Raw genomic sequence first — 13,297 nt, forward strand, 5'->3', positions numbered from 1 at the left:
CTTTTTTCCCATAGCCCCCCGCGCGATTCCGGGTTGGTCGAGCCGGACAGCCGTGCCAAATTGCCGCACATGGCAGTTAACTGCTTTGGCCGGCGAGACAATTTGCGCCGGCCGTTTTTGTCACGGGGAGGAAAGGGCGTTATGTCGCAGTCGAGTTCATCGCAAGTCCCGCAGATCAAATCGCGTCTTGGCGCCATCCTGCGCGCGACCAGCGGCAATTTCCTCGAGCAGTTCGACTTCTTCCTGTTCGGCTTCTATGCCCAGGCGATTGCGAAGGCCTTCTTCCCCTCCGAGAACGAGACCGCCGCCTTGCTCAACGCGTTCGGCGTGTTCTGGCTCGGCGCCCTGATGCGCCCGGTCGGCGCCGTCGTGCTCGGCGCCTATATCGACCGCATCGGCCGCCGCAAGGGCCTGATCGTGACGCTGTCGATCATGGCTATCGGCACCGTGGTGATCGCGCTCTGCCCGAGCTATGCGACGATCGGTATTGCGGCGCCGATCATCGTGCTGATCGCGCGCCTGCTCCAGGGCTTCTCCGCCGGCGTCGAACTCGGCGGCGTCTCGGTCTATCTCGCGGAGATCGCCACGCCCGGCAATCGCGGCTTCTACACCTCGTTCCAGTCGGCGAGCCAGCAGGTCGCGATCTTCGTCGCCTCGATCCTCGGCTTCGTCCTCAGCGAGAGCATGCCGGCCGCAACCGTTGCCTCCTGGGGCTGGCGCATCCCGTTCTTCGTCGGCTGCCTGATCATCCCGGTGATCTTCTTCCTGCGCCGGACGCTGGAGGAGACCCCGGCGTTCCTGGCGATGAAGAAGCATCCGACCGCAAGCGAGGTGTTCGCCTCGGCGATCGCGAACTGGCGCATCGTCGTGCTCGGCATGATGATCGCGGTGCTGACCACCACCACCTTCTACTTCGTCACCGTCTACACGCCGACCTTCGGCAAGACCGTGCTGAAGCTCTCGACCCAGGATGCGCTGCTGGTGACGCTGCTGGTTGCCGTGACCAACTTCATCTGGAATCCGGTCGGCGGCGCGGTGTCCGACCGGATCGGCCGCAAGCCGGTGCTGCTGGCGATCGCCGGCCTGTCCCTCATCACGGCCTATCCGGCGCTGCACTGGCTGGTGACCAATCCCTCGTTCGGCAAGATGCTGGCGGTCGAGATGATGTTCTCGTTCTATTTCGGCGTCTACAGCGGCACCATGCTGGGCTGCCTGGTCGAGATCGTGCCGGCACATGTCCGCACCACCTGCTTCTCGCTGGCGTTTGCACTTGCGGCCGGGCTGTTCGGCACCTTCACGCCGTTCGCCTCGACCTGGCTGATCCAGCGGACGGGCGACAAGGCTTCGCCTGGCTACTGGCTGATGTGCGCCGCAGCTCTCGGCATCGTCGCCGCGCTGATCGTCTATCGTGGCGGCCAGACCATCGAGCAGCGCGAGACCGTTGCGGCCTGATATTCCACTTCGCGGCCGGGCGGGCTCGCTGGGCATGACTTCTCCGGAAAATCGCGACACGCTTTTCCGGATCATGCTCATGCGCCCGGCCGTGTTGCTTTCCATGCCAACAACGATAACAAGAGCGCATGGTTGATCTGACGCGCAGGTTCGACGTGCTGGTGATCGGCGGCGGCAACGCCGCGCTCTGCGCTGCGATCAGCGCACGGCGCGCCGGCGCCTCCGTCCTGGTGCTGGAAGGCGCCCCGAAATTCTATCGCGGCGGCAACACCCGCCACACCCGCAACATGCGCTGCGCCCATGACGCGGCGACCGAGATCCTCACCGGTCCTTACACCGAGGAGGAATTCTGGAAGGATTTGCTGCTGGTGACCGGCGGCCAGACCGACGAGGAACTGGCCCGCTTCATGATCCACGAGTCCAAGGACATCCTGAACTGGATCGTCGAGCAGGGCGTGCGCTGGCAGCCGTCGCTCGGCGGCACGCTGAGCCTTGGCCGCACCAACTCGTTCTTCCTCGGCGGCGGCCGCGCGATGCTGAACGCGCTCTATCGCACCGCCGAGGAACTCGGCGTCGACATCCTCTACGATGCCGAGGTCATCGATCTCACGGTCGAGGACGGCATGTTCCTTTCGGCGCAGCTGAAGCAGCCGGTCGGCGGCAAGACCGAGGTCCGCGCCTCGACCCTGGTTGCGGCCGCCGGCGGCTTCGAGGCCAACATCGAATGGCTGAAGGAGTCCTGGGGCGATGCGGCCGACAATTTCCTGATCCGCGGCACGCCCTATAATCGCGGTACGATCCTCAAGATGCTGCTCGCGAAGGGCGTGCGGGAGATCGGCGATCCGACGCAATGCCATGCGGTGGCGATCGACGCCCGCGCGCCGAAATTCGACGGCGGCATCATCACGCGCCACGATTCGGTCGTGTTCGGCATCGTCGTCAACAAGCATGCCGAACGCTTCTACGACGAGGGCGAGGATATCTGGCCCAAGCGCTATGCGATCTGGGGCCGCCTGGTCGCCGCGCAGCCGGACCAGATCGCCTACATCATCTTCGACTCGACCGTGGTGACAAGCTTCATGCCGACGCTGTTTCCGCCGATCGCGGGCGCGACGATTGCCGAGCTCGCCGGCAAGCTCGAGCTCGACGCGGCCGCGCTGGAAAAGACCATCACCGAGTTCAACGCCGCGGTGCAGCCCGGCACCTTCGACCACACCATCCTCGACGACTGCGCTACCGAAGGCATCACGCCGCCGAAGACGCATTGGGCGCGCCGGATCGACACGCCGCCCTATCTCGCCTATCCGGTGCGGCCCGGCATCACCTTCACCTATCTCGGCACCCGCGTGAACAGGGAGGCGCGGATACTGATGAAGGACGGCAAGCCGTCGGCCAACATGTTCGCCGCCGGCGAAATCATGGCCGGCAACGTGCTCGGCAAGGGCTATGCCGCCGGCATCGGCATGACCATCGGCAGCGTGTTCGGTCGCGTCGCCGGCCGAGAAGCAGCCAAGAATGCCCGGAACTGAAGGCGGGACTGACGCGATGCACGGGACGAGGATCTTGCAGGAAGCCGACCGTCTGATGACGGTGTGCAATTCCTGCCGCTATTGCGAGGGCCTGTGCGCGGTGTTTCCCGCGATGGAGATGCGTCGCGCCTTCTCCGACGGCGATCTCAACTACCTCGCCAACCTCTGCCATAGCTGCGGCGCCTGCTACGCCGACTGCCAGTTCTCGCCGCCGCACGAATTCAACGTCAATGTACCGAAGACACTCGCGGTCGCGCGCGCCGAATCCTATGCCGCCTATGCCTGGCCGCGCGCCTTTGCCGGCGCATTCGCGCGCAACGGCCTCGTCATCAGCCTGATCGCAGCGCTCAGCGTCGCCGCCTTCATCTTCGGCTTCGCCGCGGTCAATGATCGCGGCGTGCTCACCGGCATCCACACCGGTCCCGGCGCGTTCTACAAACTGATGCCGCACAATGCGATGGCGCTGCTGTTCGGCTTGGCCCTGCTCTACGCGATCCTGGCGCTGGTGATGGGCGTGCGGGCGTTCTGGCGCGACATCGGCAAGCCGGTCGGCATGACGACGGATGCGAAGGCGCTGTTGCAGGCGGTCCGCGACGCCGGCGAGCTGCGCTATCTCGACGGCGGCGGTGTCGGCTGCTTCAACGAGGACGACCAGCCGACCGACCGCCGCAAGCTGTATCACCACTTCACCTTCTATGGCTTCGCGCTGTGCTTCGCTGCGACCTGCGTCGGCACGCTGTATCACTACCTCCTGGCGCGCGAGGCGCCCTATGCGTGGTGGGACCTGCCCGTCGTGCTCGGCACGCTCGGCGGCATCGGGCTCGTGGTCGGCCCGCTCGGCCTGCTCGGCGAGAAATGGAAGCGCGACCGCGTGCTGGTCGACGAGCAGCGTATGGGCATGGACACCGCGTTCATCCTGATGCTGTTCCTGACCAGCATCACCGGCCTCGCCTTGCTGCTGTGGCGCGAGACCGCCGCGATGGGCCCGCTGCTTGCGCTGCATCTCGGCGTGGTGTTCGCGCTGTTCATCACCATGCCCTACGGCAAATTCGTGCACGGTATCTACCGCTTCGTCGCGCTGGTGCGCTATGCGCGCGAACGGCAGATGATGGCGGAATGAATGGTGGTGGGTTAGCGGAGCGTAGCCCCGCTTACGAACTCATCCTGCATCGGGCTTTGTCGCCAGGGCACAGAACCACTCATTTGTCTCGACCAGCTGAACCCTCGTGAAGCCGGCTGCTGCCAGCCTTTCCGCGACCCCTTCCTTGGGCTGTCCGGAGTAGCGCGTAAAGCCGAGCGCGATCCTGCCGCTCGGCTTCATGACGCGCCGGACCTCCCGTAGCCCGGCGACGGCGTCCGGCCAAACTTGCATCGAGTTGATCGCCAGCGCCGCGTCGAAGCTGTCCGCATCGAATGGCATGCGTTCCACGGAGCCAAGCCGAAGCTCGACACGACCATCCTCGATCGCGGCCGCGTTCCGGGCGCGAGCTTGCCCGACCATCTCCTGCGACGGATCAATGCCCGCGACGCGTCCCGCCGGCACCAAGGTCGACAGGCGTTGAATGACGACGCCGGGACCAAACCCGACTTCGAGCACGCTGTCATCAGGTCCGACCTCGAGACGATCTGCGACCCACGCGCCGCAATCTGCATTGCTGCGTGCCATGATCATGCCGCCGAGCCTCCCCAAGAGGCCCCGAGGACGGCCAAACGCGCGCAAGACGATGCTTTGCATGACGCTCACCGATTGCCAACTCCGGTGAACAGGATTTCGGGACCGTCGCGGCTACAAATCCACCACCACGTAGTCGCTCTCCACCGCGACCTTGACGGTCTCGGCGACATACGGCCCCTTCACCACATTGGTGCCCGGCTCGACGCTGACCGGATAGGCGCGCACGCGGAATCGGCGCGGATCGCAATAGGACTGGCCGGTGCGGATGTCGAACTCCCAGCCGTGCCAGGGGCAGCGCAGGATCTCACCGAGCTTGGTGTATTCGATCTCGCCGGGGTCGGACGATGAGGCGAGCCCGATCAGCGGCCCCTCGCACAGCGCCGCGCCCTGATGCGGGCAGCGGTTCAGCAGGCCGAAGAACTCGCCCTTGACGTTGAAGACGGCGATCGGCCGTCCGTCGATCTCGAGGAATTTTCGCGAACCCGGCGGCAGTTCGTCCACCGGGGCGATCACATGCCGCGCCATCTTATGCGATACCGTACAGCTGCCTGGCGTTGTCGAGATAGAACGCCTGGCGATTGGCATCGCTGACGCCGGCCGGCAGCACGCGCGACGGTTCGTCGTAATCCCAATGCGGGTAATCGGTCGCGAACAACAGTCTGTCCCAGCCGATCCACTCGATGGTCTGGAACAGATGGTCGCGGCTCTCCGGATCCTCCATCGGCTGCGTCGTCCACCAGATGTGGTCGCGGATATATTCCGAAGGCTTGCGCTTCAGATGCGGCACTTCGGCATGCAGCCGCGAAAACACCTTGTCGAGCCGCCAGGCCAGTGACGGGGCCCAGCCGAAGCCGGCCTCGACCATCACCATCTTCAATTTCGGGAAGCGTTCGAACACGCCCTCGAGCACGAGGCTCGCCAGCGCGGTCTGCTGGCACTGCGAATGCCCGACCATCTCTTCGATATAGTAGCTCGGCCATCCCGACGCGGTGATTGGATTACCGCCGAAGCCGAAGGCGTGCACGCCGATCGGAAGGCCTGCTTCCTGCGCCGCCTCATAGATCGGCCAGTAACGGCGCTGGCCGAGCGGCTCGACATTGCGGCTCAGCAGCAGCACCTGGACGAAATTTGTGTCGCCCGCGCGCTTGCGGATTTCGGCGGCGGCCGACACGCCATCCTCATTGGCGACGACGACCGAGCCTTTCAGCCGGGAATCCTTGCTGGTCCATTTCTCGATCTGCCAATCGTTGATGGCCGCGCAGATCGCGCCGGCGAGATCCTGGTTGCGGATGCCCTGTCCGGTGTTGAGCGGGTTGAGCACGCCGAGCGCGACATTATTGGGATCGAGGTGCTGCTTCTGCATGAAGGACAGCGACGAGCCCTGCGGGCCGCCTTCCGGCGGATAGGCATCGCGGCGCGACGCATTCGGCTGCGCCTTCGGATAGGGCGGGCCTTCCATCATGCCCTGATAGGCATGGACGCCGAAGGTCTCGAGATGCGCATGCCAGCGCTTTTCGAGATAAGGATACAGTTCATCCTTGGTGGCGCGGGCAGGATGGATGTCGCAGTCGGCGATCGCGGTCTTGATGCTGGTCGGCGATGCGGTTTCGGGACGCTCGCGAAGCTGGATGTTCATGGCGTCTTCTCCTTCACCTTGAGCCGGCCATAGGTTGCATGCGGATTATCGATCATGATCTTGCGCACCAGATCCTGCGACAACCCCCGCGGCAGCACCTCGTCACCATCGAACTGCCAATGCGGATAGTCGGTGGAGAATAGGATCAATTCGTCCGACTGCATATGGTCGAACAGGCGGTTCAGCGTGTCTCCGTCCGGCGGCGCATCGACCGGCTGCAGCGAGAAGCGGATGTTGCTGCGCACAATCTCCAGCGGCGCGCGGTCGACCCACGGGGTCTCCATGCGCACGCCGCGCCAAAACTTGTGCAGCCGCCACAGGAATGGCGGCAGCCAGGTGAAGCCAGACTCCAGCATGACCATTTTCAGGTTCGGATGGCGCGCGAACACGCCCTCCACGATCAGGCTGGTGAGCTGGGTCTGAAACGCCTGCGCCTGCGCGACATAATCCTCGATGTGATAGGAGCCCCAGCCGACCGAAGTCGGCGGGTTGTGATAGGCGCTGCCGGCATGGATGCCGACCGTCAGGCCGAGCCGTTCCGCCGCGGCGTAGATCGGCCAGTAGTGCCGCTTGCCGAGCGGCATGTCGCCCATCACCAGCATCAGCACCTGCACGAAGCGCCTGTCCTGCGCACAGCGCTCGATCTCGGCGACCGCCTTCTCGATGCTCTGTACCGGGATCACGATCGAGCCGCGCAGGCGCTCGTCCTTGTCGAGCCATTCCTTGACCAGCCAGTCGTTCAGCGCGCGGCAGAACGCATCGGCCATGTCTTCGGAAAACACCATCTGCACACCATAGAGCGGATTGCAGATGCCGTAGGCCGCGCCGAACCTGTCGAGCGCCTGGCGTTGCATGTCCGCAAGGCTCGAGCCCGGCTTGCCTTGCGCGGGACGCCAGTTCGGCCGCGACGAGATCGGCGAATTGGTGGGATAGGATTGCGAGATCAGGTCGGTCATGCCGCGCGTCGTCACCTGGTCGCGCCAGTAGTCGTTCATGTACGGCAGCAGGCTGGTGAGGTGAGGCACGGCGGGATGCAGATCGCAATCCACGCCGCCCGCAATCGGCGACGTCATGATGTTTCCTCCGCGCACGCTCTCACCACAAGCTTGTCGGGCGGCGCTTGGTTCTTGTCTTGCATTCAATCAGGCCATGCCGCGGCCTGCAACTCGGCAAAAGCCTGCGTGGTGTGCTAGGAAGGCAGAACGCCCCACGGGATTTTCATGGCAGGCAACGAGAAAGAAGGCCGATGAACGCGCTCACATCCATCGCCGAACAGGTCGCCGCAAAACTGATCGCGAACAAACAGACGATTGCGGTCGCGGAATCCTCAACCGGCGGACTGATCTCCGCTTCGCTGCTCGCGGTTCCCGGCGCGTCGGCCTATTTCCTCGGCGGCGGCGTGATCTACACCCGCGACGCGCGGCGTGCGCTGATGGACATTCCCGACGACGCCATGCGCGGCATCCGCTCGGCATCGGAACCCTACGCGCAATTGCTGGCGCGGCAGATCCGCGAGCGCCTCTCGACCGACTGGGGATTGTCGGAGACTGGTGCCGCCGGCCCGACCGGCAACCGCTACGGCGATGCCGCCGGCCACAGCTGCATGGCGGTCGCAGGCCCGCGCCAGCAGGTGATCACGCTGGAGACCGCGAGCGGCGACCGGCAGGCGAACATGCAGGCATTTGCGAAGGCGGCGCTCGAATTGCTGTTGAAGAATCTGGAGCGGTAATTCCAACAGCGTCGTCCCGGCGAAAGCCGGGACGACGCGGGGCGAGAATCACTGAAGGTGCATAGCCCGGATGAAGCGAAGCGCAATCCGGGATGACTTCATCCGCTGCGCGACTGTTCCAGGATTTCGCTGCGCTTCATCCGGGCTACAAGAGCAGCGCGCGGCTACTTCTCTCGGAACGAGCGCATGAACTGGTCGCTCATCGGCTTCATCAGATAGGACAGCATGGTGCGGTCGCCGGTCTGCACGAAGGCTTCCACCGGCATGCCGGGGATGATCTTCACCTCGCTGCCGAGGCGCGCGACTTCTTCCGGCGGCATCGAGACACGGATGGTGTAATAGCTCTGCCCGGTGCGCTGGTCGGTGGTGACGTCGGCGGAGACGCGGGTGACGACGCCGTTCAGCTCCGGCGTGGTGCGCTGGTTGAAGGCGGAGAGTCGCAGCACGGTCTTCTGTCCGACCTGCAGCTTGTCGATGTCCTGCGGATTGACCTTGGCCTCGACCGACAGATCGTCGGCCTTCGGCACGATCATCATGATGGCATCGCCCGCCGTGATGACGCCACCGACGGTGTGCACGGTCGACTGCAGCACGACGCCGTCCTGCGGCGCGCGGATATCGATGCGGCGAAGCTGGTCCTCGGCGGTGACCTTGCGCTCGACGAACTCGCCGATCTTGTCGTTGGTCTCGCGCAGGTCCTTCGAGACCTCCGCCAGCATGTCCTTGTCGACCTGGATGATCTGCAACTCGGTCTCGGTGATCTTGCCCTTGGCCTGGGCGCGCGAGGCGATGTACTGAGCGCGCTCGCCGGAGAGCCGCGCCGCGTCGCGCTCGAGCGTGGTCAGGCGCGTCAGCTGCACCAGATGCTGCTCATAGAGCTGGCGGACGCCGACCAGCTCCTGCTGCACCAGCGCGATCTCCTTGTCCTTGGCGCTCTCCTGCGCCTGCAGGCCGGAGATCTCCTCGTTGAGTTGGGTGACGCGCTCGCGCAGCTGCGCCTTCTGGCCGGTGCGGCCGTTGACGCGGACCTCGAACAGCTTGGTTTCGCTCGCCATGATGTCGCGAACGTCCGGATCCTTGGCCTGCTCGAGCAGCTGCGGCGGGAAGGCGATCTTGTCGCGGCCCTGCTGCTCGGCCTCGAGCCGGGCCGCGCGCGCATAAAGACCGTTCAGCGTCTTGACCACGATCGCAAGGCTGGCCTTCACGACGGTCTCGTCGAGGCGCACGACGATGTCGCCCGCCTTGACCACGTCGCCATCGCGCACCCGCACCTCGCCGACCACGCCGCCGGTCGGATGCTGCACCTTCTTGACGTTGGATTCGACCACCACCGAGCCCGGCGCGATCAGCGCGCCCGAGATCGGCACCGTTGCGGCCCAGCCGCCGACGCCCCCGCCGAGAACCAGAACCACGGCGAGACCGACGATCAGATGCTTGCGGATCGAGCGATGTGCGTTGCGCGGTTGATCGGTCATGACTTGGCGGCTCCCGCATCCGCGACGATCTTGATCGGCGTCGGCACCGGCGGCGCGGCACGCTGCAGCACCTGCGCGAGCACTGCCTCCTTCGGCCCGAAGGTCTGCATGCGTCCGTCCTTCAGCACCAGCAGATGATCGACGCCCTCGATGCCGATCGGCCGGTGCGCAACCACAATGACAATCGCGCCGCGCTCGCGCGCGCCACGCACCGCACGGGTCAGCGCCTCGTCGCCTTCGCTGTCGAGATTGGAGTTCGGCTCATCCAGCACGATCAGGAACGGATTGCCGTACAGCGCCCGCGCAAGCGCCACCCGCTGCGCCTGGCCGGCGGAGAGCGCAGTGCCCTGTTCGCCGACCTGGGTGTCGTAGCCCTCGCGCATCTTGATGATCATCTCATGCACGCCGGCCTCCTTGGCCGCCGCGATGATACCGTCGGACTTGGCGTCGGGATCGAACCGGCAGATGTTCTGCGCGACCGTACCGGCGAACAGTTCGACGTCCTGCGGCAAATAGCCGACATGACGGCCGAGCTGGTCCGACGACCACTGGTCGAGCGCGGCGCCGTCGAGCCGTACCTTGCCCCGCGCCGGCACCCAGACGCCGACCAGCGCCCGGATCAGCGACGACTTGCCGGAGCCGCTCGGGCCGATCACGCCGACGCCGCTGCCGGCTTCGACGGCGAAGGTGATGTCCTGCACGATGGCGCGCTGGTCGCCCGGCGCGACCATGGTCACGGCCTCGACCGAGAGCTTCTTCTCCGGCGTCTGCAACAGCGTCTGCTCGGGCCGCGCCGGAATTTGCTGCAGCAGGCGGTTGAGCCGATGCCAACTTTGTCGCGCGGCGACGAAGCCCTTCCAATGCGCGATCGCGAGATCGACCGGCGCCAGCGCCCGCGCGCTCAGGATCGAGCCGGCGATGATGATGCCGCCGGTGGCCTCCTGATGGATCACGAGATAGGCGCCGACCGCGAGCACGGCAGACTGCAGCATCATGCGCAGCACCTTGGCGACCGCACCGAGCCCGCCGGTGACGTCGCTCGCACGCTGGTTGCCGGACAGATATTCCTCGTTGGCCTCGTTCCAGCGCCTGTTCATCCGGCCGGCCATGCCCATCGCCACCAGCACCTCGGCGTTGCGGCGGCTGGAGGCGGCAAGATCGTTGCGCCGCGCCGCGAGCGTCATCGCTTCCTTGGCCGGCGTGCGCGACAAGTATTCCGTGATCAGTGTCAACGTCACCAGGATGATCGCGCCGACCAGCGCCGTGACGCCAAGCAGCCAATGGAAGGCAAAGCAGATCACCATGTAGAACGGCAGCCAGGGCAGATCGAAGAACGCGCCGGGACCCATGCTGCCGAGGAAAGAGCGCACATTGTCGAGGTCGCGCAGCGGCTGCAGGCCTTCGCTGCGATTGCCGGCCATCAGCGGCAGCCGCACGACGGTGTCGAACACCCGCGCATTGAGCGCTTCGTCGAGCGAGGTGCCGACGCGGCCGAGGATCCGTCCGCGCAGCAGGTCGAGCACGCCCTGGGCGATGTAGAGGACCGCGGCGATGACCACGAGGCCGACCAGGGTCGGAACGCTGCGGCTCGGCAGCACCCGGTCGTAGACTTGCAGCATGAACATCGAACCTGTCAGGTAGAGCAGGTTGATCATGCAACTGATGAGGCCGACGCCGATAAAGGCGCTGCGGCAAGCGCGCAGCGCCTCAGCCAGTTCGGAACGCCGGACAGCGGGCGCGGCTGCCATAAAAACTGATCTCTGCAAAACAAAAGAGTTACGTGATCACCACGTTGTATAGACGTTTGCGACCACCGTCCATTTTAAGTCGCGTGAACCAAAGCATGGTTCGCGGCCTCATTTTGTGATCGCACCGACAGTTGACGGAATAAATTAGGGTTAACCGGCGGCGGAACCCTGGCCTCGCGCGGGCGCGCTTCCCGGAAGCGGCACGAGAATGACCGACATCGAGACCCGGCCGATCTCGCCATCCACATCGAGCAACACCCCGCTGCCGACGCCGAGCCCGGCCTCCGGGCGCCAGCGCGCATCGGCGCGAACGCCGATCCAGGCGCCCCGCGGTGACCGGAACAGCTGCACCGCGAGGTTCGGATTGGGGTCTGCCACCACGTTCTGGACCGGCCGCGCGATGCCGTGGGTCCAGTCAGCCGGGCCGAGCACCCGCGCCAGCGGACCGGCGCCCGCTATGACGGCGTGATGCAAGCGAAACCAGGCGGTATCGCCGCCGGCACGGGCTTCCATCGCATCCATGAACCAGCTGCGGCCATGGACGGCGTGTGGGCTGCGCAACGGAAATGCCGTGGGATCCACCGGATCGGCTGAGCTCCCGTAAAACCCCGGGACCTCGACGGCACGCTCGCGCGACAGCGTCACGCGCACCGTCGCGCAGGGTTGCTCCTCACCGGCCGGCCAGAGCGTGTTGTCGACGACGCTGACCCGGCCGCCTTCGGTCACCACGGTAACCTGCGTGCGCAGTTCCGTCATTGGTGTCGGCCGCAGGAACCAGGCCGCCGCCGAGATCGCGGTGCCCCAATTGCGCGCGCCGGCCATGGCCTCGACCTCGCCGGTCAGCAGGCTTGCGACCGCCCCGCCCTGAAGGCCTGTGAACGGCCCGGCCGCCAGCGCCGCCGGCTTCCAGTGATGGGGCGTGGCGAGCGGTTCGAAGATGGCCAAGGCGAATGATCCCCTGAGATGAGCAGGATTGAGCGTTCGGCCAATCTGATCCAAGAATAGCGGCCATGACAAAAGGCCATTCATCACTTCAGGTGAGCAGGATTCACCCATTGGATGCCCCCGATCCGCGCGTGATCCCACCGCTGCCGGCGCTGCTCGCCTTCGAGCGCGCGGCTACGCAACTCAGCTTCCGGCGCGCCGCGCGAGACCTGTCGCTGAGCCCGTCGGCGATCAGCCACCAGATCCGCGGGCTGGAAGAGCAGTTCGGCACCAAGCTGTTCGTCCGCGGCGCACGTTCGGTGCAATTGACCGACGACGGCGAGCGCTACCTTGCAAAAGTGTCGGCCGCGCTGGCGACGCTGCAGGAGGCGAGCCGTGACATGCTGCGGCAACGCGGCGAGGCCAGCGGCGAGCTCTGGATCAGCTCATTGCCGTTCTTCACCAGCGCCGTGCTGCTGCCGGCGCTGCCGGAGTTCAAGCGGCGCCATCCGCAACTGACGCTGCGGATCGAGGCCACGCACCAATATGCCGATTTCAACGGATCGCGCGTCGATGTCGCGATCCGCTACGGGCGGGAACATGCCACCGGGCTGAAGGTCGAGCCGCTGGTGCAGGTCAAAGGATTGCCGATCTGCACGCCGGCGCTGGTCAAGGCCGGTCTTCGGACCCCTGCGGACCTGTCGCGCGAGGTGCTGATCCATGTCACAACGCAGCCGCGGGCGTGGCCGGCCTGGCTGAGGGAGGCCGGGCTGCCGAATCTCGCTCCGCGCGGACATCTGTGGCTCGACAGCGTGCCGGCGATGCTGGAGGCCGCCGAACACGGGCTCGGCGTCGCGATTGCGATCGCGCCCCTGATCAAGGCGCGGCCGGGCTTTGGCAAGCGGCTGGTGGCGCCGTTTGCGTTCGAGGCCGCACACAGCGAGACGATCTACCTGGTCTCCCGCACCGAGCAGGCGCGGGACCGCCGCATCGCCGCGGTGCGGCGCTGGATTGCCGACGCGGTCGCACGGGCGAGCTAAAGCATGATCCGGAAAAGTGCGAAGCGGTTTTCCGAAAAGATCATGCTCAAACAAAGAGCGAAGGCGCGATGACGATTCAACCTAATCTC

The 13,297-nt window shown here is 65.6% G+C and carries 12 protein-coding genes; 5 read left to right on the forward strand and 7 right to left on the reverse strand.

The window, feature by feature from the left end; all coding sequences use genetic code 11:
* The first annotated feature begins 141 nt into the window (after positions 1–141).
* From tcuC to tcuB, 3 genes are all read left to right on the forward strand, one after another.
* On the forward strand, positions 142–1,452 hold the full coding sequence (tcuC, locus tag QA639_RS39685; protein ID WP_028336585.1) for an MFS transporter: 1,311 nt from the start codon (positions 142–144) through the stop codon (positions 1,450–1,452).
* 128 nt (positions 1,453–1,580) lie between these two features.
* Positions 1,581–2,981, forward strand: coding sequence for an FAD-dependent tricarballylate dehydrogenase TcuA (gene tcuA / locus QA639_RS39690; protein WP_428841122.1), 1,401 nt, complete (start codon positions 1,581–1,583; stop codon positions 2,979–2,981).
* A 16-nt stretch (positions 2,982–2,997) separates the two neighbouring features.
* Complete coding sequence (gene tcuB, locus QA639_RS39695; protein ID WP_050382542.1) at positions 2,998–4,101, forward strand: tricarballylate utilization 4Fe-4S protein TcuB; 1,104 nt, start codon at positions 2,998–3,000, stop codon at positions 4,099–4,101.
* 39 nt (positions 4,102–4,140) lie between these two features.
* On the opposite strand, the gene QA639_RS39700 is transcribed toward tcuB, so the two are convergent.
* The 4 genes from QA639_RS39700 to QA639_RS39715 all read right to left on the reverse strand — a co-directional run bounded on the left by QA639_RS39700 (position 4,141) and on the right by QA639_RS39715 (position 7,365).
* Entirely contained in the window at positions 4,141–4,653 is a 513-nt protein-coding gene (locus tag QA639_RS39700; protein ID WP_283088761.1) for a class I SAM-dependent methyltransferase, read from the reverse strand.
* 114 nt (positions 4,654–4,767) lie between these two features.
* The gene (locus QA639_RS39705; protein ID WP_157342336.1) at positions 4,768–5,181 is read right to left on the reverse strand and encodes a Rieske (2Fe-2S) protein; all 414 of its coding nucleotides are present in this window, start codon (positions 5,179–5,181) and stop codon (positions 4,768–4,770) included.
* 1 nt (position 5,182) lies between these two features.
* Positions 5,183–6,292, reverse strand: coding sequence for an amidohydrolase family protein (locus QA639_RS39710; RefSeq protein ID WP_283088762.1), 1,110 nt, complete (start codon positions 6,290–6,292; stop codon positions 5,183–5,185).
* Entirely contained in the window at positions 6,289–7,365 is a 1,077-nt protein-coding gene (locus QA639_RS39715; protein ID WP_283088763.1) for an amidohydrolase family protein, read from the reverse strand. Before QA639_RS39715 ends, QA639_RS39710 begins: the two co-directional genes overlap by 4 nt.
* A gap of 173 nt (positions 7,366–7,538) precedes the next feature.
* On the opposite strand from QA639_RS39715, the gene QA639_RS39720 reads away from it, so the two are divergent.
* Positions 7,539–8,021: a CinA family protein gene (locus tag QA639_RS39720; protein WP_157342342.1), complete on the forward strand. Its 483-nt coding sequence runs from the start codon at positions 7,539–7,541 to the stop codon at positions 8,019–8,021.
* Positions 8,022–8,185: 164 nt separating this feature from the next.
* Here QA639_RS39720 and QA639_RS39725 read toward each other — a convergent pair whose 3' ends face one another.
* The 3 genes from QA639_RS39725 to QA639_RS39735 form a co-directional block, all read right to left on the reverse strand.
* Entirely contained in the window at positions 8,186–9,496 is a 1,311-nt protein-coding gene (locus QA639_RS39725; protein WP_028336592.1) for an HlyD family type I secretion periplasmic adaptor subunit, read from the reverse strand.
* Complete coding sequence (locus QA639_RS39730; protein ID WP_028336593.1) at positions 9,493–11,244, reverse strand: type I secretion system permease/ATPase; 1,752 nt, start codon at positions 11,242–11,244, stop codon at positions 9,493–9,495. Before QA639_RS39730 ends, QA639_RS39725 begins: the two co-directional genes overlap by 4 nt.
* A 150-nt stretch (positions 11,245–11,394) precedes the next feature.
* A complete protein-coding gene (locus tag QA639_RS39735) occupies positions 11,395–12,189 on the reverse strand; it encodes an acyl-CoA thioesterase domain-containing protein (RefSeq protein ID WP_050382531.1) in 795 nt (264 codons plus the stop codon).
* Between the two features lie 110 nt (positions 12,190–12,299).
* Between QA639_RS39735 and QA639_RS39740 the strand changes: the two genes are divergently transcribed.
* Positions 12,300–13,208 (forward strand): LysR substrate-binding domain-containing protein, encoded by a 909-nt coding sequence (locus QA639_RS39740; protein ID WP_283088764.1) that lies wholly within the window; start codon positions 12,300–12,302, stop codon positions 13,206–13,208.
* Positions 13,209–13,297: the final 89 nt, after the last annotated feature.

It is taken from the genome of Bradyrhizobium pachyrhizi, from assembly GCF_029714545.1.
GTDB classification, from domain to species: domain Bacteria; phylum Pseudomonadota; class Alphaproteobacteria; order Rhizobiales; family Xanthobacteraceae; genus Bradyrhizobium; species Bradyrhizobium pachyrhizi.

Bases quoted from the DNA above. Each gene is read 5' to 3' on its own strand.
- tcuC (WP_028336585.1), top strand. From the start codon at position 142: ATGTCGCAGTCGAGTTCATCGCAAGTCCCGCAGATCAAATCGCGTCTT.
- tcuA (WP_428841122.1), top strand. From the start codon at position 1,581: ATGGTTGATCTGACGCGCAGGTTCGACGTGCTGGTGATCGGCGGCGGC.
- tcuB (WP_050382542.1), top strand. From the start codon at position 2,998: ATGCACGGGACGAGGATCTTGCAGGAAGCCGACCGTCTGATGACGGTG.
- QA639_RS39700 (WP_283088761.1), bottom strand. From the start codon at position 4,653: ATGATCATGGCACGCAGCAATGCAGATTGCGGCGCGTGGGTCGCAGAT.
- QA639_RS39705 (WP_157342336.1), bottom strand. From the start codon at position 5,181: ATGGCGCGGCATGTGATCGCCCCGGTGGACGAACTGCCGCCGGGTTCG.
- QA639_RS39710 (WP_283088762.1), bottom strand. From the start codon at position 6,292: ATGAACATCCAGCTTCGCGAGCGTCCCGAAACCGCATCGCCGACCAGC.
- QA639_RS39715 (WP_283088763.1), bottom strand. From the start codon at position 7,365: ATGACGTCGCCGATTGCGGGCGGCGTGGATTGCGATCTGCATCCCGCC.
- QA639_RS39720 (WP_157342342.1), top strand. From the start codon at position 7,539: ATGAACGCGCTCACATCCATCGCCGAACAGGTCGCCGCAAAACTGATC.
- QA639_RS39725 (WP_028336592.1), bottom strand. From the start codon at position 9,496: ATGACCGATCAACCGCGCAACGCACATCGCTCGATCCGCAAGCATCTG.
- QA639_RS39730 (WP_028336593.1), bottom strand. From the start codon at position 11,244: ATGGCAGCCGCGCCCGCTGTCCGGCGTTCCGAACTGGCTGAGGCGCTG.